The 19,139-nt window shown below is 64.6% G+C and carries 27 protein-coding genes; 13 read left to right on the forward strand and 14 right to left on the reverse strand.

All coding sequences use genetic code 11. The annotated features are described in order from the left end of the window. Positions 1 to 46 precede the first annotated feature (46 nt). Positions 47 to 721, forward strand: coding sequence for a lectin (locus FBZ93_RS20890; RefSeq protein WP_208764037.1), 675 nt, complete (start codon positions 47 to 49; stop codon positions 719 to 721). Positions 722 to 928: 207 nt separating this feature from the next. Here the strand turns inward: FBZ93_RS20890 and FBZ93_RS20895 are convergent, their stop codons facing one another. Then, complete coding sequence (locus FBZ93_RS20895) at positions 929 to 1,336, reverse strand: DUF3606 domain-containing protein (RefSeq protein WP_146988154.1); 408 nt, start codon at positions 1,334 to 1,336, stop codon at positions 929 to 931. Positions 1,337 to 1,503: 167 nt separating this feature from the next. Between FBZ93_RS20895 and FBZ93_RS20900 the strand changes: the two genes are divergently transcribed. Next, complete coding sequence (locus FBZ93_RS20900; RefSeq protein WP_146988014.1) at positions 1,504 to 2,211, forward strand: glutathione S-transferase; 708 nt, start codon at positions 1,504 to 1,506, stop codon at positions 2,209 to 2,211. Between the two features lie 59 nt (positions 2,212 to 2,270). Here FBZ93_RS20900 and FBZ93_RS20905 read toward each other — a convergent pair whose 3' ends face one another. Next, on the reverse strand, positions 2,271 to 2,630 hold the full coding sequence (locus FBZ93_RS20905; protein WP_146988015.1) for a GFA family protein: 360 nt from the start codon (positions 2,628 to 2,630) through the stop codon (positions 2,271 to 2,273). Between the two features lie 13 nt (positions 2,631 to 2,643). Further along, positions 2,644 to 3,318, reverse strand: coding sequence for a methyltransferase family protein (locus FBZ93_RS20910; RefSeq protein WP_146988017.1), 675 nt, complete (start codon positions 3,316 to 3,318; stop codon positions 2,644 to 2,646). Positions 3,319 to 3,473: 155 nt separating this feature from the next. Here FBZ93_RS20910 and FBZ93_RS20915 point away from each other — a divergent pair, with 155 nt between their 5' ends. Continuing rightward, positions 3,474 to 3,800, forward strand: coding sequence for an ArsR/SmtB family transcription factor (locus FBZ93_RS20915; protein ID WP_146988019.1), 327 nt, complete (start codon positions 3,474 to 3,476; stop codon positions 3,798 to 3,800). Next, positions 3,800 to 4,240: an SRPBCC family protein gene (locus tag FBZ93_RS20920; protein ID WP_146988021.1), complete on the forward strand. Its 441-nt coding sequence runs from the start codon at positions 3,800 to 3,802 to the stop codon at positions 4,238 to 4,240. Before FBZ93_RS20915 ends, FBZ93_RS20920 begins: the two co-directional genes overlap by 1 nt. Positions 4,241 to 4,346: 106 nt before the next feature. Here FBZ93_RS20920 and FBZ93_RS20925 read toward each other — a convergent pair whose 3' ends face one another. Next, positions 4,347 to 4,775 carry a hypothetical protein gene (locus tag FBZ93_RS20925; RefSeq protein ID WP_246667575.1) on the reverse strand — a complete coding sequence of 143 codons (429 nt, stop codon included), beginning with the start codon at positions 4,773 to 4,775 and terminating at the stop codon, positions 4,347 to 4,349. Positions 4,776 to 4,913: 138 nt separating this feature from the next. Continuing rightward, the gene (locus tag FBZ93_RS20930) at positions 4,914 to 5,231 is read right to left on the reverse strand and encodes a Kazal-type serine protease inhibitor family protein (RefSeq protein ID WP_146988023.1); all 318 of its coding nucleotides are present in this window, start codon (positions 5,229 to 5,231) and stop codon (positions 4,914 to 4,916) included. Between the two features lie 221 nt (positions 5,232 to 5,452). Here FBZ93_RS20930 and FBZ93_RS20935 point away from each other — a divergent pair, with 221 nt between their 5' ends. Beyond that, positions 5,453 to 7,108, forward strand: a complete 1,656-nt coding sequence (locus FBZ93_RS20935; protein WP_146988024.1) for a fumarate hydratase — start codon at positions 5,453 to 5,455, stop codon at positions 7,106 to 7,108. Further along, a complete protein-coding gene (locus FBZ93_RS20940) occupies positions 7,105 to 7,779 on the forward strand; it encodes a DUF429 domain-containing protein (protein WP_146988026.1) in 675 nt (224 codons plus the stop codon). Before FBZ93_RS20935 ends, FBZ93_RS20940 begins: the two co-directional genes overlap by 4 nt. Before the next feature lie 110 nt (positions 7,780 to 7,889). Here the strand turns inward: FBZ93_RS20940 and FBZ93_RS20945 are convergent, their stop codons facing one another. From FBZ93_RS20945 to FBZ93_RS20960, 4 genes are all read right to left on the reverse strand, one after another. After that, a complete protein-coding gene (locus tag FBZ93_RS20945) occupies positions 7,890 to 8,186 on the reverse strand; it encodes a hypothetical protein (protein ID WP_146988027.1) in 297 nt (98 codons plus the stop codon). 81 nt (positions 8,187 to 8,267) lie between these two features. Continuing rightward, a complete protein-coding gene (locus FBZ93_RS20950) occupies positions 8,268 to 8,822 on the reverse strand; it encodes an inner membrane-spanning protein YciB (protein ID WP_146988029.1) in 555 nt (184 codons plus the stop codon). A 53-nt stretch (positions 8,823 to 8,875) separates the two neighbouring features. Next, positions 8,876 to 9,451, reverse strand: a complete 576-nt coding sequence (locus tag FBZ93_RS20955) for a hypothetical protein (RefSeq protein WP_146988031.1) — start codon at positions 9,449 to 9,451, stop codon at positions 8,876 to 8,878. Positions 9,452 to 9,671: 220 nt separating this feature from the next. Continuing rightward, on the reverse strand, positions 9,672 to 11,075 hold the full coding sequence (locus tag FBZ93_RS20960; protein WP_146988032.1) for a carotenoid oxygenase family protein: 1,404 nt from the start codon (positions 11,073 to 11,075) through the stop codon (positions 9,672 to 9,674). 112 nt (positions 11,076 to 11,187) lie between these two features. On the opposite strand from FBZ93_RS20960, the gene FBZ93_RS20965 reads away from it, so the two are divergent. Continuing rightward, on the forward strand, positions 11,188 to 11,913 hold the full coding sequence (locus FBZ93_RS20965; protein ID WP_146988034.1) for a TetR/AcrR family transcriptional regulator: 726 nt from the start codon (positions 11,188 to 11,190) through the stop codon (positions 11,911 to 11,913). On the opposite strand, the gene FBZ93_RS20970 is transcribed toward FBZ93_RS20965, so the two are convergent. Beyond that, positions 11,910 to 12,512: a hypothetical protein gene (locus FBZ93_RS20970; protein ID WP_246667568.1), complete on the reverse strand. Its 603-nt coding sequence runs from the start codon at positions 12,510 to 12,512 to the stop codon at positions 11,910 to 11,912. The genes FBZ93_RS20965 and FBZ93_RS20970 overlap by 4 nt on opposite strands. A gap of 165 nt (positions 12,513 to 12,677) precedes the next feature. On the opposite strand from FBZ93_RS20970, the gene FBZ93_RS20975 reads away from it, so the two are divergent. Next, positions 12,678 to 13,385 carry an SET domain-containing protein gene (locus FBZ93_RS20975; protein ID WP_146988036.1) on the forward strand — a complete coding sequence of 236 codons (708 nt, stop codon included), beginning with the start codon at positions 12,678 to 12,680 and terminating at the stop codon, positions 13,383 to 13,385. A gap of 29 nt (positions 13,386 to 13,414) precedes the next feature. Here the strand turns inward: FBZ93_RS20975 and FBZ93_RS20980 are convergent, their stop codons facing one another. Then, positions 13,415 to 13,849 carry an RrF2 family transcriptional regulator gene (locus FBZ93_RS20980; protein WP_146988038.1) on the reverse strand — a complete coding sequence of 145 codons (435 nt, stop codon included), beginning with the start codon at positions 13,847 to 13,849 and terminating at the stop codon, positions 13,415 to 13,417. 83 nt (positions 13,850 to 13,932) lie between these two features. Here FBZ93_RS20980 and FBZ93_RS20985 point away from each other — a divergent pair, with 83 nt between their 5' ends. Both FBZ93_RS20985 and FBZ93_RS40700 read left to right on the forward strand, forming a co-directional pair. Then, entirely contained in the window at positions 13,933 to 14,394 is a 462-nt protein-coding gene (locus FBZ93_RS20985; protein WP_146988040.1) for a group III truncated hemoglobin, read from the forward strand. Continuing rightward, the gene (locus tag FBZ93_RS40700) at positions 14,391 to 14,549 is read left to right on the forward strand and encodes a hypothetical protein (protein WP_167529132.1); all 159 of its coding nucleotides are present in this window, start codon (positions 14,391 to 14,393) and stop codon (positions 14,547 to 14,549) included. The genes FBZ93_RS20985 and FBZ93_RS40700 overlap by 4 nt, the downstream gene beginning before the upstream one ends. Positions 14,550 to 14,611: 62 nt before the next feature. Here the strand turns inward: FBZ93_RS40700 and FBZ93_RS20990 are convergent, their stop codons facing one another. Next, positions 14,612 to 15,010: a hypothetical protein gene (locus FBZ93_RS20990; RefSeq protein WP_146988042.1), complete on the reverse strand. Its 399-nt coding sequence runs from the start codon at positions 15,008 to 15,010 to the stop codon at positions 14,612 to 14,614. Between the two features lie 32 nt (positions 15,011 to 15,042). Beyond that, a complete protein-coding gene (locus FBZ93_RS20995; protein WP_146988044.1) occupies positions 15,043 to 15,267 on the reverse strand; it encodes a hypothetical protein in 225 nt (74 codons plus the stop codon). A 94-nt stretch (positions 15,268 to 15,361) separates the two neighbouring features. On the opposite strand from FBZ93_RS20995, the gene FBZ93_RS21000 reads away from it, so the two are divergent. From FBZ93_RS21000 to FBZ93_RS21010, 3 genes are all read left to right on the forward strand, one after another. Then, on the forward strand, positions 15,362 to 16,186 hold the full coding sequence (locus FBZ93_RS21000; protein WP_028337125.1) for a helix-turn-helix domain-containing protein: 825 nt from the start codon (positions 15,362 to 15,364) through the stop codon (positions 16,184 to 16,186). Positions 16,187 to 16,248: 62 nt separating this feature from the next. Beyond that, a complete protein-coding gene (locus FBZ93_RS21005) occupies positions 16,249 to 16,914 on the forward strand; it encodes a DsbA family oxidoreductase (RefSeq protein ID WP_146988046.1) in 666 nt (221 codons plus the stop codon). An 85-nt stretch (positions 16,915 to 16,999) separates the two neighbouring features. Beyond that, positions 17,000 to 17,638, forward strand: a complete 639-nt coding sequence (locus FBZ93_RS21010) for an NIPSNAP family protein (RefSeq protein ID WP_146988048.1) — start codon at positions 17,000 to 17,002, stop codon at positions 17,636 to 17,638. A 218-nt stretch (positions 17,639 to 17,856) separates the two neighbouring features. Here FBZ93_RS21010 and FBZ93_RS21015 read toward each other — a convergent pair whose 3' ends face one another. Then, entirely contained in the window at positions 17,857 to 19,041 is a 1,185-nt protein-coding gene (locus tag FBZ93_RS21015) for a GNAT family N-acetyltransferase (protein ID WP_146988050.1), read from the reverse strand. Positions 19,042 to 19,139: the final 98 nt, after the last annotated feature.

A 19,139-nucleotide genomic window follows, 5' to 3' on the forward strand; every position in this document is an offset into this window, starting at 1 on the left:
GCGCGGGTTGATGTCAGCGGACCATAACAACCATCGGGAGGATGGAATGAAGTTTGCGCAAATCGCGGTTCCCACCTGTCTTGCGTTCGTCGTCCTGGCCGCGCCGCCGGCTGGCGCGCAGACCGCCGACACCAGCTTCTTCGTAACCAGCAATGGCATCGGCAATGGCGGCAATCTCGGCGGCCTCGCCGGCGCCGACAATCATTGCCAGACCCTGGCGCAGGCGGCGGGCTTCGGCGCGCCGAAGACCTGGCGGGCCTATCTCTCGACCCAGGCGGCCGATGGTAAGCCTGCCGAGAATGCGCGCGATCGCATCGGCAAGGGACCGTGGAAGAATGTGAAGGGCGTCGTGGTCGCCAAGGACGTCGCCGATCTTCACAGTGCCGGCAACAATCTCACCAAGCAGACCGCGCTGTCCGAGAAGGGCGAGGTCATCAACGGTGCCGGCGACACGCCGAACCGCCACGACGTGCTGACGGGATCGCAGGCCGACGGGACGGCGTTCGCGGCCGGCGAGGACCGCACCTGCAAGAACTGGACAAGCAGCACGCAGGGCGCTGCGATGGTCGGGCATTTCGACCGCAAGGGCTTGCGCGACGACGAGCCGTCAAAATCCTGGAACACGTCGCATCCCTCGCGCGGCCCCGATGGCGGCTGCTCGCAGGCCGATCTGAGGAGCACCGGCGGCGACGGCCTGCTGTACTGCTTCGCGGCGAACTGAGAGGGAGCACGGGTGCAGTCCGAACCTCTGCGAATGTATATCCGTCATTGCGAGGAGCTCGCGACAAAATTGCAAAGCAATTTTGCGCTGAAGCGACGAAGCAATCCATCCATCCGCGTATGCCGCACGATGGATTGCTTCGCGGAGCCTGTCATCGGGCGCGCGTTCGCGCGACCCGGTGGCTCGCAATGACGGGTGAGCGGCGGCTCAGCTCTTCTTCCGCTTGGCGGTCTTCTTCACTGTCTTCTTGGCCGTCTGCTTTTTCTTCGCGGTTTTCTTCTCGGTCGCGAAATAGGCCTCGACCTTCTTCGAGGAATGTCCGACCTCGGCGACCGCGGCCTTGAGCCGGGCAGGGCTCACCTTAAACTTCTTCGACCAGTAGCGGACCTCGTAGGGCTCGCTGATCGCGATCCGGGCGCGATCGGCGGCCATGTGGCGCTGCTCCTTGAAATGGGCTTCCACCTTCTTGGCGGAATGCCCGACCTTCTTGACGGCGGCCTTGAGCTTCGCAGGCGTGACCTTGAACTTCTTGGACCAGTACGCAACTTCGTAGGACTCGCTCAACGCGATCAGGGCGCGATCCTGCGCGCCCCGCTTCTTCTTGTTGTCCGCCATCAGTTGATCCTTCATCGAACACTCGATGTTGGAACCTTAGCAGTCTCCGCGCGGTTCGGACAGGCGGCCCGGGTGCGATGGACGATTGGGCCGCGGCGCGGCTACGATCGCGATGAAGAGAAACGACTGAAGAGAAACGACGCTGCGAAGTTTTTGGAGGTATGTGCATGCACTATCAGCTTTACTACTGGCCGATGATCCAGGGCCGAGGCGAATATGTCCGCCTCGCGCTCGAAGATGCGGGCGCCGGCTACACCGATGTTGCGCGCGGCAAGGGCGGCATCGGCGCCATGATGAAGATGATGGACGCACACAAGGGCACGCCGCCCTTTGCGCCGCCGTTCGTCAAGGCCGGCAGTCTCGTGATCGGTCAGACCGCCAACATCCTGCTCTATCTCGGGGCGCGTCACGGCCTGGCGCCGAAGGCGGAGGCGGGGAAGCTCTGGGTGCACCAGCTGCAGCTGACGATCGCAGACTTCGTGCTGGAGATTCACGACACCCATCATCCGCTCGGCCCGTCGCTGTATTACGAGGACCAGAAGGCGCCGGCCAAGAAGCGCACGGAAGAATTCTGGGCGTCGCGGGTGTCGAAATATCTCGGCTATTTCGAGGACCTGGTCGCGGCGAACGGCGGTGCATTCGTCTGCGGACGCCGGATCACCTACGTCGACCTGTCGCTGTTCCAGATCGTGGAAGGCCTGCGCTACGCCTTTCCGAAGCGCATGGCCGTGTTCGAGAAGAAGGTCCCGCGCCTGATCGCACTGCGCGACCGCGTCGCCGGGCGGCCGAACATCAAGGCGTATCTGGCGAGCGAGCGGCGGATTCCGTTCAACGAGGAGGGGATTTTCCGGCGCTACAAGGCGCTGGATTTGTAGGCCTCGTCATTCCGGGCTCGCGCTTCGCGCTGCCCGGAATGACTATCGTGATAGAAACGTCACCGGCTCTTCCCATCCACCGGCGTCATCGTGATCTTCGACAGGTCGATGCCGTCGATGCAGCTGACGTTAAGTGCCACGATGTCCGAACCATCGGGCTTCTTGCCACGCGCGAACACGTCGACGCCGCAATCGACGCAGAGCTGGTGGCGGATCGCATGGCGGTTGAACAGATATTCCTTCAAATTCTCGGCGCCGGCGCGAAGCTGGAAGCTCGTTGGCGGCATGAACACGAAGTGCAGGCCCTTCTTGGTGCAGATCGAGCAGTTACAGGCGGTCACCATGGCCATGTCGGTGGTGCATTCGAAACGCACCTGGCCGCAATGGCAGCCGCCGGTGTAGACCTTGCTCTCTGCCATGACGGTCGGTCCCTCACCACAGTCCGGGCACCAGACGATAGCGCACCCGCGCCGCGTAGTCAGCATAGCCTGATAATCCCGCCATCAGCGTGCGCTCCTCGATCCCGGTGCGGAATGCGAACATCGCGAAGAACAACGGCACGAAGGCAAGACCCCACCATGAGCCGAGCGTCAGCGGCACGCCGATGAAGAACAGCATCACGCTCGCATACATCGGATGCCGCACCAGCGCATAGGGACCGGTCGAGATCACGTGATGGTCGCGCTCGGTCTGCACCTTGACGACCGGTGCTGCGAACGAATTGGTGCGGAACACCCACAGGATCAGCACGGTCGAGAGCAGATACAGCGCGAGGCCGAGCACGATCAGCGGCACGCTGGCATTGGCACCGCCGAAGCGGCGATCGAGCCCCATCGCCACGAACCACAGCACCGCGATGACCAGGAACACCAGCATGAACCGCTTGTCCTCGGCGGGCTGGCCCTCACGTGCGGTGAGCCGCATGCGCTCGGCCAAGAGGCCGGGATCGACCTTGGCAAGCCACAGCCCGCAGGCCGGGCCGATCAGCGCCGAGGCGATCAGGTAAGCCCACGCGCCGGGCCAGTGCAGCGTGCCGGCGAAGGCAAACAGCAGCGCGGCCATGGCGAGGACGAAGAACGTATTCTGCACGAGGAGCTTTGCGATCATGGGCGGCTCCGTGATTCCAGCCGCGATTATCGCACTGTTTCTCCGGCAAACATGCGACCGCAGCCATCAACTTTCGGAGCAGGGGAGGTGTTCCAGCGCCGCAACTGCATCGCTTCTGTGTTGACAATCGTATAAGTATTCGCTTATATATTCGCATGACCGCCGCCATGCAGCTGACCAATGTGCTCAAGACCCTTGCCGATCCGACGCGGCGGGCGGTGTTCGAGCGGATCATCCGGGAGGGCGAAGTCGCTGCGACCGGGCTGGTGCAGGGCTCAAAGGTGTCGCAGCCGGCGGTGTCGCAACATCTGCGCGCGCTGCGCGATGCCGGGCTCGTCGCCGAGCGGCGCGAGGGCCGGCACATCCATTATCGCGTCGCGCCGAAGGGGCTCGGCCCGCTGATCGACTGGCTCGGCCATTACGAGACGTTCTGGGCCGAGCGCTTCGCCAATCTCGAGAAATTGTTGAAGGAGAGTGAGTGATGGGTGAGACGCACGCGATCACGGTCGATAAGGTGCTGCCTTACGCCGCCGACAGGATCTGGCGGACGCTGACCACGAGCGAATTGCTGATGAAATGGCTGATGCCGAACGATTTTCAGCCGAGCGTCGGGCACCGCTTCAATTTCCGCACCAAGCCGATGGGCGACTGGGACGGCGTCGTGCATTGCGAGGTGCTGGATTGCGATCCGCCGCGCCTGCTGCGCTATTCCTGGAAGGGCGGCGCCGACACCAACCCGGACTACGGCTCCAAGCTCGACTCGGTCGTCACCTGGACGCTGACGCCGGTCGAGGGCGGCACGCATGTCCGCATGGTGCATGACGGCTTCGCCTTCCCCGGCAACCGCTTCGCCTTCGATATGATGAGCCCGGGCTGGGGCAAGATCGTCGACGCGATCGGGCGGGTCACCGCGGAGGCCTAGAGCACTTTCCGTTCCGATTGAATCGGAACGGGGCTCTAGATTCTAGTTTTGACGCGTTTTCTTCACGCGAACCGGTACCCACTTCGCTCGAAAACGCTCGAACCGATCACTCGTTGTTGCCGCGGCGGACCGTAATCGACGCTTCGGTTTTGGTGCGCGTGCATTCCATGCTGAGCCGCTTGTAGCGCATCGTGATGGTGTTGCCGCGCAGGATGCCCATGCGCTTCAGGCAGCGCGAGGTGCCGGTCATGACGTCGTCCTTGGGCACGGTGAAGATCAGTGCCGTCGCGGAGCCGACGAGGTTGAAGAACTCCGGCTTCATCTTGCGGTCGGTCTTGGCATAGAGCTCGGTCGAATAGTCCTTGCCGCGGCAGCCGAGCGACAATTCCTTCGCCGCCGGGTGCGTGAGGTAGGTGATGTTGGCGGCGGTGAAATTGACCTTCAGCCCGTCGATCTGGCCGGCGAGCTGCTTGGCGATGTCCTCGCAGGGATCGGCATGCGCGGGTGCTGCGGCGAAAGCCGTCGCCAGCGCCATCAGCGCGGCGGGCAGGGTGGAGCGGATGCCCAAGGGCAAGCGTCGGCGCAACGATGCTGTCACGAAATACCCCCGCGGTATGAAAATACGCGAAGCTACATGCAGGCTCCCGCGCAGCGCGTCAATATGGCCCGTCGGTCAGGACGTGCACTTGCCGTCCTGCGCCTTGGAGGCACCGGCGGCGCGGCGCTCGCAATCATTGCCATAGGTCTTGCCGTCACAGCCGCACACCGGCTTGAAGATCTTGTTGCAGATCGTCGGCCGGAACGCGCAGGTGCCGGTCTGGTCGGCCCGGCCGCATTGCCCTTGCTTGAACTGGCAGAACTGGCCGACCCGGCTGCATTGCAGGCCGGCAAGGCCGCCGCATGATCTACCGAGGCGAGCCGCATCAGCGCCGCTCGGGAGCGCCATCAGCAAGGCCAGCGCCGCAAACCGTATGAAAAGCGCTGTCTTCATGAAGGTCTCCTGATGGCTTTCCTGGCCGTTTGGCGATGTGCCGCGCGTTGTGGCAACCCGAGATTACCGTGGCATGAAACCTAGCACGTGGATTGCCGGTCCGGCGCATGGCTGGAAGGCGGCCGGCTTCCCTTTCCTTTGCCCGAAAAAGGCTTAGAACGGCTCTACATTGCCGGCGGCCGTGCGGCCGGACCGGGCCTTTCGAAACCGACGAGCAACTCATGAACGCCACCTCAGCCTTTCCCGACCAGCAGAAGCCCGTTCCGCCCTACAAGCACACCCCGCTGTTCCCGCTTGGTGCCGACACCACGCCCTACAAGAAGGTGACGAGCGAGGGCGTCCGGGTCGAGAAGGTCTTGGGCAAGGATATGCTGGTGGTGTCGCGGGAGGCGCTGCGGGCGCTCTCCGAGGCCGCCTTCGGCGACATCAATCACTATCTGCGGCCGGGGCATCTGAAGCAGCTACGCTCGATCCTCGAGGACAAGGAAGCCAGCGACAACGACAAGTTCGTCGCCTTCGACTTCCTGAAGAACGCCAACATCGCCGCCGGCGGCGTGCTGCCGATGTGCCAGGACACCGGCACCGCGATCATCATGGGCAAGAAGGGCTGCAACGTCATCACCGATGGCGGCGACGAGGCCGCGCTCTCCGAGGGCGCGCGCGACGCTTATCTGCGCCGCAATCTGCGTTATTCGCAGGTCGCTCCCTTGTCGATGTATGAGGAGAAGAACACCGCCAACAACATGCCGGCGCAGTGCGAGATCTACGCCGAGGGCGATGATGCCTACAAGTTCATGTTCATGGCCAAGGGCGGTGGCAGCGCCAACAAGAGCTTCCTGTTCCAGGCGACGCCGTCGGTGCTGACCAAGGACCGGCTGCTGGCGTTCTTGAAGGAGAAGGTGCTGACGCTCGGCACGGCGGCGTGCCCGCCGTACCACCTTGCGATCGTGATCGGCGGCACCTCCGCCGAGCTCTGCATGAAGACGGTGAAGCTTGCCTCGGCGCGCTATCTCGATGCGCTGCCGACCCACGGCTCGGCCGACGGCAATGCGTTCCGCGATCTTGAGATGGAGCAGGAAATCCTCAAGATGACGCAGTCGCTCGGTGTCGGCGCGCAGTTCGGCGGCAAGTATTTCTGCCACGACGTGCGCGTGATCCGCATGCCGCGTCACGGCGCCTCGCTGCCGATCGGGCTCGGCGTGTCCTGTTCGGCGGACCGCCAGGTGCTCGGCAAGATCACCAAGGACGGCGTCTATCTCGAGGAGCTCGAGCACAATCCCGCGCAGTACCTGCCCGCGGTCGAGCAGTCGCTGGGCGGCGAGGTGGTCAAGATCGACCTCAACAAGCCGATGAAGGAAATTCTCGCGACGATGTCGCAATATCCGATCAAGACCCGCGTCTCGATGACCGGCACCATGATCGTTGCGCGCGACTCCGCCCACGCCAAGCTGCGCGAGCGGCTGGAGAAGGGCGAGCCGCTACCGGATTATTTCAAGAACCACCCGGTCTACTACGCCGGTCCCGCCAAGACGCCCGATGGCTACGCCTCCGGCGCGTTCGGCCCGACCACCGCCGGCCGCATGGATTCCTTCGTCGACCAGTTCCAGGCCGCGGGCGGCTCGATGGTGATGGTCGCCAAGGGCAACCGTGCCGTCGCGGTGCGCGAGGCCTGCAAGAAGCACGGCGGCTTCTATCTCGGCTCGATCGGCGGCGCCGCGGCGAACCTCGCCGAGCACTGCATCAAGAAGGTCGAGGTGGTCGAGTATCCCGAGCTCGGCATGGAAGCGATCTGGCGCATCGAGGTGGTCGACTTCCCGGCCTTCATCATCATCGATGACAAGGGCAACGACTTCTTCAAGGAATTGAATCTGGGTTGAGGGCGATCGGCCTCGACGGATTCTCGAAAGGCTGGGTCGCCGTCAGCATCGACGGCGACCAGCGCACGATTTCCTTTCACAGCGATGTTGCGGACGCGCTTTCGCGTCCGTTCGATCGTGCCGGGATCGATATCCCGATCGGCATGACCGATGACGGCGAGCGCGGCTGCGACCGTCTTGCCCGCGAGCGCCTGCGCCCGCACACCTCGCGCGTCTTCACCGGCGCGCGGCGCTGGCTGTGGCAGGAGTTTCAAGACCCCGACAATGCGAACAAGGAAGCGAGGCGCCGCGGCCAGACCGCCGTCTCGCGCCAGCTCTGGCACCTCGGCAAGAAGATCATGGAGGTCGATGCGTTCGTTCGTGCGAACGCCGCATGCGACATCCGCGAGGTGCATCCCGAACTGGTGTTCCTACGGCTGAACGGCGGCGCGCCGCTGCCGCGCAAGAAATCGGAGGAGGGCGATACGCTCCGCCGCAAGCTGCTCAAGCACTCAGGCTTTCACGACATCGATCGCTGGCTCTCCGAGGTGCGGATCGGCAGCGGCGCCAAGAGCGACGATATGCTGGATGCCTGCGCGGTGGCGCTGGCTGCCCATGAACCAAGCGGCTGCGTTCCCGAGGGACCGCAGCCGCTGGATGGACATGATCTGCCGATGCGGATCTGGTTCTAAACGCGTTTTCGAGCGAAGTGGACACCGGTTCGCGTGAAGAAAACGCGTCAAGGAAAGAAGCTGGAGCTTCGGTTCTGATTCAATCAGAACTGAAGCTCCAGATGGTTTGCTTACGCGCGCGAGCCGGTGAAGGGGAAGCTGCCCATCGGGCCGATGCCCATCTCGCCGGAGATGCCGTCGCCGGCGACCTTGCCGGAGAATTCGAGCGTCAGCGGCATCGGGTTGGTGATGGAAACCTTCCAGGCGACGTCGTCGCCGTTCACGGTGCCGTCGAAGATTTCGGTGGAGTTGCCCTCGGCGCCCTGCGTGCCGGTGAGCGTACCGCCCGAGCTCGAAAGCGACAGCGTCGCCTTGCGCTCGCCCATCGGCGTCGTCATCGTGAGATTCCAGTTTCCGTCCACCGCCATTGATGTCTCCCCTCGAGATGAAAAGCGTGCGCGGCGGTATAGCCTATCTTGCTGCTTGCGCCTAGTTCGCGGCTGCGGCGATCAGGCGCGGGCGGTGGCGCGCAGCCGGCTGCCGGTCAGGAAGCGGAAGGCGACATACTGGATCGCGAAGGCGGCGATCTTGGCGCCGAGCAGCACCACCGACACGTAGAACGCCCACAGCTTGATGTCGCCGGTCGCTGCGACCGCGATGGTGCCGGCGGCGAGGATGAACATCAGCCCGGCCCAGGCATAGCCGGCGAGGGTGGCGTATTCCGGAATGGTCTCGGTCACGATCGGCGGCAGATAGCGCAGCATCCAGCCGCGCTTGAGCATGATCGCACCGATCGCGATGTGACCGATCGCGGGCTTCGCCAGCACGAAGCGCGGATCGTTGGTGAAGAGCGTCGCGCCGCCCAGCACGATCACCAGCCCAAGGCTCGCCCAGGTCATGTAGCCGAGCGCCTGTCCCCTCACACGCGCGTAGATCACTTGCGCGATTGCGCCCGCGATCGCAACGCCGGTCGCGATCAGGACATTGTCGGTGGCGAGATAGACCACCAGGAACACGATGGTGGAGAGGAAGTCGCTCGCGAGCCTGGCAAATACGCTCTTCATCGTCGTGGTTTCCGTTTCCTCTTGTGTGGCGATTATTTTTGTGATGGCCGTGTTCAGTGCGACGGCAGCGCGCCAGCCGGCGGCGCGCCGTCCCTGGCCATGCGATACTGCGGATACCAGCGGGTGAAGCCGACCGCGGCGTTGCGTGCGGCGAAGGCGACCAGCAGACCGGTCCACAGCGGCAGCGCCGGCACATAGAGCACCGCGATGTTGCTGATCAACATCAGCAGCGTCGCCGCGGTCCAGGCGCCGGTGATCAGGTAGTTGGCATGGAGGAAGCCCGGCTGCTTCGCGGTCTCGGCATCGACCTGCTCGAGCGCATATTGCCGCGTGAAGGGATGGCCGATCAGGATCGAGCCGAGCGACACCGCGAGAATACCGGCATCGACCGCGATCTTCACCGCGATCATGCTTGGCGTCGCATCGACGAAGGTGAGGTAGAAGCCGACCGCGGTGAACACGAGTACCGAGCCGACGCCGAGGATCTTGATGCTGCGGCCGCGTGCGATATCGAAGGCGATCACGGCAAGGCAGATCAATGCAGCAGCGAGCAGGCTCACCGTGGCCGAGGTCACCAGCATCATCGTGGCGAAGGCGCCGTAGGGAGCGAGGATCAGGAAGATCGTCATTGGGAGCCTCGAGGGCTAATCTTTACAACGTAAAGATAACCTAGAGGCGGGCAAGGAGAGCGTCAAGCGAAATCTTTACAGTGTCAAAATCGTGATGCGACGAGGGAAAACTGAGAAATGACAACGAAATAGGGCGCCTACGCTCACGTGGATGCCCGGCACGCGGCCGGGCATGATCAGCGGAGAGATTAGTGGCTTTCACGTCTGGGACGATTGAGTGCTACTCCGCCCCCACCCAATTGCCATGGAATCCATCCGGCACGCGATGGCCGAGATGGACCAGCGCGGCCGGGCCCGCCTCGACATCCTGTGCGTTGAAGACGGCGAGGTCGCTGCGGTTTTCGCGGGCGCGCCAGACCACCGCGAGCAGCCAGCCGTCGCCTTCCGCGGCGTCCGCGCCGCGTTCGACGAACACCGGCTCGGAGATCGTATCACCGGCGGGCAGGAGATAGTGGCCGAGCCGCTTGCCGCGGCCGTCGACATGCACGATGCCCGACAGCGCACCGAACATCGGCAGGTCAGGGTTGGCACAGGCGTACCAGCCGTGATTGCTCGCAAATCCGGCGCGGCGATCGTCGACGCGGGGGAATTCACCGGTGAGGTCGTCGAGATAGGTTTGCGTGAAGCGATCGGTGTTGCCGGAAAGGTCGAAAGTCCAGCGGCAATAGCGCGCGCGGTTCTTCTTCGGATCGGTCGGCGAGCCGTCGGGATGGTTGAACAGCGGCGCTTCCTCGAACTGCATCACGTCGGCGATGATGCGGTTGCCGTCCTCCCACGCATTCATGACATGGAAGACGTAGCAGGTCTCGGCGCGGAACCAGACGATGTCCTTTGACGAACCGCTGCGCTTCATCACGCCGACATAGGCGCCTTTCTCCGGCTCCCAGGCGTAGGGCGCCTGTCCGCGCATCGCGCGTTGCATGCTGCCGGTGATCGGCAGGATCGGAAACAGCACGTGATTCTCGGTGACGATGAAGTCGTGCACCATGCTGGCATAGGGCGCCTCAAAGCGTTCGAACCGCGTCACCACGCCGGATGAGCTCACCGCGCCGTACGACAGCGCCGGCGTCAGCGGCCCCGCGGCGTTGTAGCCGAAGAACACCATTTCGCCGGTGACCGGGTCGATCTTGGGATGCGCGGAGAACGGGCCGGATATCGCGCCCTTGTAATCGCAGTAGCCGAGGCGATTGAGCGTGCCGGGTTCGATCTCAGTCGGCAGATGGCCTTCCTCGAGCGCGAGCAGCCGGCCGCCGTGGAAGATGATGTTGGTGTTGGCGACGCCGCCATCGGTCGTGATGTCGGCGGGAGCATCCGGCATCTTGCGGCCGAAGCCGCCGAACAGCGCGCGGCCCGCGTCGTGCTCGGCCTGCCATTTCGGGGTGCGGACCCAGCGGTTGCGGTAGCTGGCGCGGCCGTTCTCGAGATGGAAGGCGTGCAGCATCCCGTCACCGACGAACCAATGCGCGCCCGGCGCCTCGAACTGCGGATTGGGGCCGTTGCGGTACAGCGTACCGTTGAGTTCGCGCGGCAACTCGCCGGTGACCTTCAGGAACGGCGCATCGGCTTCAAACGGGATCGGCGCCAGATTGGACCGCGCCGTGTTCGAGGTGACCTGGTCGAGCATTCGCATCTCCCTGCATTATGATCTTTACATCGTAAAGATATCAGTAGGGATGACGCCTTCGATCGTCAAGCAAAATCTTTACAGTGTAAAAATTGCGACATATAACGGCGTCATGGCAAGATTATCCAAGGAAAACAAAGCGACTCGCCCGGTGCGGGCTCCGACGCGCCGGGTTGCGCGGGTCGCCGTGGACCGTCCGGCATCGCGGCGCCGGGCCAATGACACGCCGTATCATCACGGCGATCTGCACGAGGCGCTGCTCAGGGCCGCCGAGCGCGTGCTCGAGCGTGACGGACTGGCGGGACTGACCTTGCGTGCCGTGGCGCGCGAGGCCGGTGTGTCGCACGCGGCTCCCACCCATCATTTCGGCGATCTCACCGGATTGCTCAGCGAACTCGCGGCGATCGGTTTCCGGCAATTCGGCCAGGCGATGGCGGCGGCGGACGCTTCAGCGGCGACGCCGCCCGAGAAAGGCGTGGCGAGCGCCAAGGCTTATGTCGCCTATGCGCAGGCGCATCCCGGCATGTATGGGCTGATGTTCCGCAGCGAGCGGCTCGATCATTCGCGGCCCTCGCTGCATGAGGCGTCCGAAGCATCGTTCGCAGGTCTGACCCGCGGCGTCGGTGCCAGCCGGCACGAACAGATCTCCAAGGAGCAGCTTACGCTGGATCAGGCTGCCGCGATCGCGTCCGCGTGGTCGCTGGTGCATGGCTTCACCATGCTGCTGCTCGACGGACGCCTCAAGACGATTCTGGACCGGGCGCCCGAAGGCACATCGGTGGAGACGTTGTTGACCGCGATGCTGCGTTTGTCCGCGGGCCGCTCGGCGCGGCCCTAGCGTTTTGTCAGCGACGTCGTGGGGCCGCTCTGGCCGATCGTCTTGACCTGATCCGCGCCACATCTGAAATCGCGGGCGAACTCGTCGGCGGCCTGCCGCGCCAGCTCGTTGGCATTGGGATTGGCCGCGACGTCGACATAGGCGACATGACAGACATCGCCCGGCGGCAGCCGCGTCACCGCGAGCATCGCCCGTGAGACCGGGCCGCCGCGTTTGTCCTGCTCGCTGTTGTCGGCGATCTGCCAGCGCTGGATGATCGCGAAGGGTTTGCTGCCCGCGGCACGCCATTCGACCGTATCGCCGGTCGAGCTGAACGGGCCGAACCAGGCCTGCGCCGCCGGTTCCTTCGCCGCAGCAGCACGGTTTCGGCCGACCGAAACCACTTCGCGCAGATCGCCCTCATTGATCAGCACCACGAGGCCGGATTTCCCCGGGCAGACCCGCGTGGTGCTGCCATCCTCCTCGTTGGGCTTGCCGATCATGCGGCAGGCCTTCAGCGCGGTCGAGGTGTAGCTGCTGCTGATCGTCTCAGAGGCAGCCTGACCGGGATTTGCGCAGGCCAGCGTCATAACGGCTGTTGCAAAAGCAAGGTATTTCATCGGGGGAAACCTGCGATCCGGACGTTACTTTGTGTCTGACATATGCAATCTGGGGAAGGTTCAACAGACATGCCGGAAACACCTGACAGGCGCGCGGAATCGTCCTAGAAGGGCGGCTTCGCAACTTTGTCGCGTGCGCCCCGGCGTGCCGTAGCCTCGATCATCATGCCCGCATCATTATCGCACAAGCCCTATCGCGTTGGTCGTTCCCGTACCGGCCTTGGCCTTTTCGCCACCAAGCCGATCAAGAAAGGCACCAAGATCATCCGCTATTTCGGGCCGTTGCTCGATTCGAAGAAGAAGGATGAGGACGCGATCGAGAACAAATACCTGTTCGAGCTCACCAACCGCTGGACCATCGACGGCTCGATCCGCGAGAACGTCGCCCGCTACATCAACCACGCCTGCCGGCCGAACGCGGAATCCGACGTCAAGCCCCGCAAGCGCAAGGTGTTCATCCGCGCCATCAAGGACATCGAGCCGGGCGACGAGATCAATTATGATTACGGAACCGACTATTTCAAAGCCTATCTGAAGCCGATCGGCTGCAAGTGCGATGCCTGCGAGAAGAAGCGCAAGAAGAAGCGCGCGGAGGCGAGGGCGGAGCGGTTGCGGCTGAAGGAAAAGGCCGAACGGAAAGCCAAGCGCGAGGCCGAGAAGCTCGCCGAGACGCGGGCCAGGCAGAGGAAGGCCAATGCGAAGAAGGCCGCCAAATCAAACGGCAAGGCTCCGAACGGCAAGACTGGCAACGACAAGACCCTGAATGGCAACGCCCTGAACGGCAAGCACCTCAACGGCCACAGCCTCACCGCCGCGGCCGGTAAGCGCGCGGTCCCTTCAAAGCGTGGCGCTGCGCGTCCGCTGCAAGCCTGAGTCCCGAGACCGATCCTGTTCGACGATCGCTATGATGCGCGCGCCGGATGGCGCGCGGGCCGCGGCAGGTAAGCGCATTCGGCGAGCGTGGTTCCATCGAGCTCGCGCATGAAGGCCTCGCGGGCCGCGGCGAGCTTCGCCTTCAGCCGGCAGCGCGGCAGCAGCACGCAATCGCCGCCATCATCCCTGAAACATTCCACCAGCGCGCTGCCGCCTTCCAGCGCACGGACCACTTGCCCGAGGGTGATGGTCTCCGCCGGCCGCGCCAGCAAAAACCCGCCGCCCGCGCCGCGCTGGGTCGCGATGAAGCCGGCCTCTGCGAGGTCGCGCACCACCTTGGCGAGGTGATTGCGGGAAATGCCGAACTCGGCCGCGATCTCGCTCGTCGCGAATGACCGATCCGGCTCGCCGGCCAGCCGCATCAGCGCGCGGAGCGCAAAATCCGTGAACGAAGTCAGGCGCATGGAAGCCCTTCGAAATCAGCACTTGGCGGATCAGCTATAGCAGTCTAAATAGGTATTTGAAATGCATATTTAGGATGTGAGCGATGACAGGAGCAGAGCGCCGCGAGCAGATCACCGCCGAGATTGTCGCGCGGACCGGGATCACCGAGGCCATGATCGCGCAGCTGGTGCACGCCTTCTACGCCAAGGTCCGCAAGGACCCGATGATCGGACCGGTGTTCGAGGCCAGGATCAGCAATTGGGAGCCACATCTGGCGCAGATGTGCGCGTTCTGGTCGTCGGTCGCGCTGATGACCGGGCGCTACCACGGCACGCCGATGGTCAAGCATATGCCGCTGCCGATCGATGCCGCGCATTTCGATCGCTGGCTCGAACTGTTCGAGGCGACCGCGCATGAGCTGTGCCCGCCGGTCGCGGCGGAGCATTTCACCGAGCGCGCGCGCCGCATCGCCTCCAGCCTCGAGATGGGGGTCGCCAGCGGGCAGGGCGTGATGCTGGCGGTCGGCGAACGTTACAGGCGAAGCGAAGCAGGAGCAGTGCAATGAGGAACAGGGCGAAGGCGATCGCGCGTGCCATCGACGGCACGTGGTTTCATCAGGATCAAGCCGATCCGTTTTCCGGCAGCAGCCTGGTGCCGATGCTGATCATCGGTCTGGCGCTGACCTTTGCGGGCATGATCGTCGCAGTGGCGTTGAGCTGACAGAAGAGAACGGCCGCCGCGTTTGCCGCGACGGCCGCCTTAATCGCCTGCTGTATTCGGCTTTAAGCTGCGACCGTCGCATCACTGAGGCGCAGGCCGACATATTGCAGCTCGGCGAACACGCCGGTGGCGATCGCCTGGGCGAGGATCACGATCGTGCCGAAGAGGTTCGGTGACACCGCGCCCGACAGCAGCAGCGCGACGCTGGCGAGCGTCCAGGCCGCGTTGCCGGCGACCACGAGGATCACGGGACCTTTCGGCAGCGAGGTTCGCGCGCCGAGCCAGCCGACCAGCGCGGTGTAGGCGATCAGGAACAGCCCGGTCTCGCGCAGCAGCGCTTCCGGCAGGCCGAGCAGCGAGGCCAGCGCGCTGGTGTCGAGCACCATCGCTATGGCGGATACGCCGCTGAACACGGCATCGGCAAGCAAAGCGCGGCGCAGCAGCTGGGACGAGTGGATCATGGCAGCATCTCCTTGGGGTGGGACGGGGGTGGTCAGCGGAACAGGGACTGCAGCTGACGCCACAGCCGAGGCGGGCACAGCGCCTTGCCGACCCTGATCTCGACCGCATAGACCTGCGCGAACACGAACACGCCCGTGTCGTGCACGAGCGGCTGGGGCATGTTGAGCGAGCGCGCGACCAGCCAGGTGGCCAGATGGACCAGCCACGGGAGCAGGACGGCGAAGGCGCGGACAAGGGACAGCATCAGCATGGTCATCTCCTGTGCCGTGGAAGATGCGCCGCCCCGCGCGCCAATTCGATTACCTCGCATGTAATGGAACGGGCGAATTCCGCATGGTAGGTTTTGCACCATGAACGCACATGCATCCCTGGCGCGGGCCGAGCCCGCAAAACCCGTCCTGATCGGCGAGCACCTGCGCGAGTGGCGGCAGCGCCGCCATCTCAGCCAGCTCGACCTTGCCGTCGATGCCGAGATCTCGGCGCGACATTTGAGCTTCGTCGAGACCGGCCGCTCGGCGCCGTCGCGCGACATGGTCCTCAAACTGGCGGAGCGCCTCGACGTGCCCCTACGCGAACGCAACGTGCTGCTGGTCGCCGCGGGTTTCGCGCCCGCATTCCCGCAACGCTCGCTGGATGATCCCGCGCTGAGATCGGCGCGCGAGGCGATCAACCTGGTGCTGAAGGCGCATGAGCCAAATCCGGCGCTAGCCTATGACCGGCACTGGAATCTGGTGTCGGCCAACCGCATGGTGGCGCCGCTGCTCGAGGGCGTGCCGCAGCGGCTGCTCGGCCAGCCCTTCAACATTCTGCGGCTTGCCTTCCACCCCGAGGGCCTCGCGCCGCGGACCGTCAATCTGGCGGAATGGGCCGCGCATCTGCTGGAGCGGCTGCACCGGCAATGCGAGGCGACCGCCGATCCGGAGCTGCTCAAACTCTACCAGGACCTGAAGTCCTATCCGATCCCGGCGCGGTCGGCGCCGATCACCACCGACAACAATGTCGCGCTGCCCTTCAAGCTCCGCCTCAATGGCGAGATCCTGAGCTTCATCTCGACCACCATGGTGTTCGGCACTCCGGTCGACATCACGCTGCAGGAACTGGCGCTGGAGACCTTCTTTCCGGCCGATGAGCTGACCGCCGAGCGGATGCGGCAGATGGCAGCCAGTATGAAATAGCGGCTTGTCTCGGGACGCTTTCGGCCTACCTTTGGGGTTCCATTTCCGCCGGGAACCCTGCCATGAGCGATCTGAAGCCGCTTCGCCTCGATATCGTCTCCGACGTCGTTTGCCCCTGGTGCTACATCGGCAAACATCGCATCGAGGATGCGCTCAAGCTGGTGCCTGATGTGCCGGTCGAGGTGCACTGGCGGCCGTTCTTCCTCAACAATTGGGTGCCGCGCGAGGGCATCAGCCGCGACGAATATCTCACGGCCAAATTCGGCTCGGTCGAGGCCTACAAGGGCATCGCCGGCCGTGTGGTCGCCGCGGCCAGCGAGGAGGGGCTGACCTACCATCCCGAGCTCGTGAAGCGGCAGCCCAACACGATCGACTGCCATCGCCTGATCCACTGGGCCGAGGCCAAGGGCAAGGCGGCCGAGATGAAGCAGCGGCTGATGGAGCTGTACTTCCGCGACGGCGGCGATCTCACCGACACCAATGTGCTGGTGCAGGCAGCGGCCGATGTCGGGCTCGATGCCGACGATGTACGCAAGCGTCTTGCCACCGACGAAGACGTTGCCCTGGTCTCCGCGCAGGCTCAGGAAGCCGCCGAGAAGGGCATCTCCGGCGTGCCGACCTTCGTGTTCGCGCAGAAATACGCGGTATCCGGCGCGCAGCCGGCCGAGCAGCTCGCCCGCGCCATCCGTCAGGTCTCGGCCGAGATCAACGCGCAGGCGGCGGAGTAGCCCGCAATCCCTTTCCAAAGCCCGGCTCACGCCGGGCTTTTTCGTTTGCCCACACCATCCATCGGAAACAATCAGGGAGACAACCATGATCTATGAGCTGCGCACCTACACGGTACGTCCAGGCACCGTCGGCGAGCTGGTGAAGGCCGCGAGCACGATCTCGCGCGACATCCGCGCCGATAATTTCGGCAAGCTGGAAGGCTACTGGATCACCGAGATCGGTCCGCTCAATCAGGTCATGCACATGTGGAGCTATGCCGATCTCAACGAACGGACAAAGCTGCGCGCCGAGCTCGGGAAAAATCCGCGCTGGACCGGCGAGTACATTCCGGCGATTCGTCCGCTCTTGGTGCGTCAGGAGGTCCGGCTGCTCAATGCGATCATTCCGCCGGTGGCGCCGGCCACCCAGGGCAACATCTACGAATTCCGCAACTACCGCGCCAAGCCGCTCGGCGGCGTCAAGCAGTGGCTCGATCTGTTCACCGGCGTGATGCCGGAGCGCGAGAAATACTCCAAGATCGTCGGCCTCTGGCAAACCGATGCGGGGCAGCCCAACGAGGTTTGCCACATCTGGGCCTATCCCGATCTCAACGCCCGCGCTGCTGCGCGCGGCGCCGCGCTGAAGGATCCGGCCTGGCAGGAATTCCTCGGCAAGGGCACGCAGCTGCTCGAAGAGATGCACTCGACCATCATGCTGCCGGCGCCGCACTCGCCGTTGCAATGAGCGGGCGGCCGCGGACTCGTGCCGGCAGAAAGCCCCACCGACGTTTCCGTCCGATGGGGCTTTCCAGGCAAGGGCATGCGCTGCCTGAGAAACAGCGCTCCGTAACGCTAGAAGGGCCAGCTGACACCAAGCTGACGGCTGGAATTGATTGTTTCCTGATGTGTCTGCATGGCTACGAAAGGGTAAACCATCCGCCGCGGCTCTTGTGATGACGCCTGCTACCCGGGTTTGCCGCGCCGGCTGCGGATGAAGCGGGCGGCGCTGCGCGCGGCTTCGTAGGCGGCATTGTTCAGGGTCAGCGCGGCATGAATGGCGCCGACCAGCGGATCGCGGCGCCGCAGCGGCAGCAGCACGTCGCCGATCGCGAAGCGGCCGCGCCAGATCGGGTCGATCATGGGGTGGCCGGGCGCCGCGGTGGAATCGGCCGAATTGATCGTTGGATCGGCGCAGAGATGGCGCGTCAGCTCCAGCGTCAATTGCGTGCCGGGCGAATGCTTCGCAAAGCGCTCGTCGATGCCGATCTTGAAGAAGAACGCGCGGTCCTGATGGCGCACCACGATGCCGCCGGCGACCGGGGTGCCGCCCGCATGCAGCATGACGATCTCGCAGCGGCCGGCTTCGGCCATCGCCGCCGTCGCGCGACGGATAAAGGCCGCGTCGCCGGCGTGCTGGCTGAGCGCGGTGCCGCGCTGGCCCTTCCAGCCGCCGGCTTCGAGCGCAAGGAAGGTCTCGAGCGCAGCCGCGACGGCACGCGGTGTGCGCGCGACGTCGAAGCGCACCGCACCATGGTCGGACAGGCGATGGCGCTGACGGCGCAGCTCCTTCAGCTTCTTGGACCCGAGCGCGTCGCGCAGCAATTCCTCGGCATCGCGCGTCGCATCGAGCTGCGCGCGCTGATAGGTGCTCAGCAGCCGCGGCTGCAAGCCGTCGCGCGCGAGCACCGTGCGCATCGCCGCCATCGCCGGGCCATCGAGCGACATGGTGCGCAGGATCAGCGCATGCGCGCCCGCATCGCGCGCCTGCTGCAACATCTTGCCGGCGGCCTGCTCGGCGGCGTCGCGATCCAGCAGCGGCGTGCACAGCGTGCCGTAGGGTTCGGCGCCGACCAGCGCGGGCAGGGGCATCCGGTAGATCCGCCGCATCGGAATAACCGGCAACAGTCCGATCAATTGCCCGGCATCGCCGGTGGCGCTGAGCAGCGATGCGCCGGTGCGGCCGCGCGCGGAGGCATCGACCGCCAATTCCCAGTCCGCCTGGTAGTAGCCGTTGGGCTCGATCGCGCGCTCGGCAAGCGCGCGCCATGCGCCGACCGGCGCCGCAGACAGCGGCGGCAATGCGCGATCGTCCGTGGCATCCTTGCGCGATGCACGGCGGATCATCGCCTGGTCAGCAATATCGGCCACGTCCCTGTTTCCCCGCTCCGCGAGGCTGATCGGCCTTGCGTTCATCGGAGGCAACGCTAGCGGAAAGAAATGGAAAATGCCGTTGGGGCCATCCGGCA

The sequence above is a fragment of the Bradyrhizobium macuxiense genome (assembly GCF_007993935.1).
GTDB classification, from domain to species: domain Bacteria; phylum Pseudomonadota; class Alphaproteobacteria; order Rhizobiales; family Xanthobacteraceae; genus Bradyrhizobium; species Bradyrhizobium macuxiense_A.

Coding starts and splice junctions, on each gene's coding strand:
- FBZ93_RS20890 (WP_208764037.1), top strand. CDS start 47: ATGAAGTTTGCGCAAATCGCGGTTCCCACCTGTCTTGCGTTCGTCGTC.
- FBZ93_RS20895 (WP_146988154.1), bottom strand. CDS start 1,336: ATGGCGGACAACAAGAAGAAGCGGGGCGCGCAGGATCGCGCCCTGATC.
- FBZ93_RS20900 (WP_146988014.1), top strand. CDS start 1,504: ATGCACTATCAGCTTTACTACTGGCCGATGATCCAGGGCCGAGGCGAA.
- FBZ93_RS20905 (WP_146988015.1), bottom strand. CDS start 2,630: ATGGCAGAGAGCAAGGTCTACACCGGCGGCTGCCATTGCGGCCAGGTG.
- FBZ93_RS20910 (WP_146988017.1), bottom strand. CDS start 3,318: ATGATCGCAAAGCTCCTCGTGCAGAATACGTTCTTCGTCCTCGCCATG.
- FBZ93_RS20915 (WP_146988019.1), top strand. CDS start 3,474: ATGACCGCCGCCATGCAGCTGACCAATGTGCTCAAGACCCTTGCCGAT.
- FBZ93_RS20920 (WP_146988021.1), top strand. CDS start 3,800: ATGGGTGAGACGCACGCGATCACGGTCGATAAGGTGCTGCCTTACGCC.
- FBZ93_RS20925 (WP_246667575.1), bottom strand. CDS start 4,775: ATGGCGCTGGCGACGGCTTTCGCCGCAGCACCCGCGCATGCCGATCCC.
- FBZ93_RS20930 (WP_146988023.1), bottom strand. CDS start 5,231: ATGAAGACAGCGCTTTTCATACGGTTTGCGGCGCTGGCCTTGCTGATG.
- FBZ93_RS20935 (WP_146988024.1), top strand. CDS start 5,453: ATGAACGCCACCTCAGCCTTTCCCGACCAGCAGAAGCCCGTTCCGCCC.
- FBZ93_RS20945 (WP_146988027.1), bottom strand. CDS start 8,186: ATGGCGGTGGACGGAAACTGGAATCTCACGATGACGACGCCGATGGGC.
- FBZ93_RS20950 (WP_146988029.1), bottom strand. CDS start 8,822: ATGAAGAGCGTATTTGCCAGGCTCGCGAGCGACTTCCTCTCCACCATC.
- FBZ93_RS20955 (WP_146988031.1), bottom strand. CDS start 9,451: ATGACGATCTTCCTGATCCTCGCTCCCTACGGCGCCTTCGCCACGATG.
- FBZ93_RS20960 (WP_146988032.1), bottom strand. CDS start 11,075: ATGCTCGACCAGGTCACCTCGAACACGGCGCGGTCCAATCTGGCGCCG.
- FBZ93_RS20965 (WP_146988034.1), top strand. CDS start 11,188: ATGGCAAGATTATCCAAGGAAAACAAAGCGACTCGCCCGGTGCGGGCT.
- FBZ93_RS20970 (WP_246667568.1), bottom strand. CDS start 12,512: ATGAAATACCTTGCTTTTGCAACAGCCGTTATGACGCTGGCCTGCGCA.
- FBZ93_RS20975 (WP_146988036.1), top strand. CDS start 12,678: ATGCCCGCATCATTATCGCACAAGCCCTATCGCGTTGGTCGTTCCCGT.
- FBZ93_RS20980 (WP_146988038.1), bottom strand. CDS start 13,849: ATGCGCCTGACTTCGTTCACGGATTTTGCGCTCCGCGCGCTGATGCGG.
- FBZ93_RS20985 (WP_146988040.1), top strand. CDS start 13,933: ATGACAGGAGCAGAGCGCCGCGAGCAGATCACCGCCGAGATTGTCGCG.
- FBZ93_RS40700 (WP_167529132.1), top strand. CDS start 14,391: ATGAGGAACAGGGCGAAGGCGATCGCGCGTGCCATCGACGGCACGTGG.
- FBZ93_RS20990 (WP_146988042.1), bottom strand. CDS start 15,010: ATGATCCACTCGTCCCAGCTGCTGCGCCGCGCTTTGCTTGCCGATGCC.
- FBZ93_RS20995 (WP_146988044.1), bottom strand. CDS start 15,267: ATGACCATGCTGATGCTGTCCCTTGTCCGCGCCTTCGCCGTCCTGCTC.
- FBZ93_RS21000 (WP_028337125.1), top strand. CDS start 15,362: ATGAACGCACATGCATCCCTGGCGCGGGCCGAGCCCGCAAAACCCGTC.
- FBZ93_RS21005 (WP_146988046.1), top strand. CDS start 16,249: ATGAGCGATCTGAAGCCGCTTCGCCTCGATATCGTCTCCGACGTCGTT.
- FBZ93_RS21010 (WP_146988048.1), top strand. CDS start 17,000: ATGATCTATGAGCTGCGCACCTACACGGTACGTCCAGGCACCGTCGGC.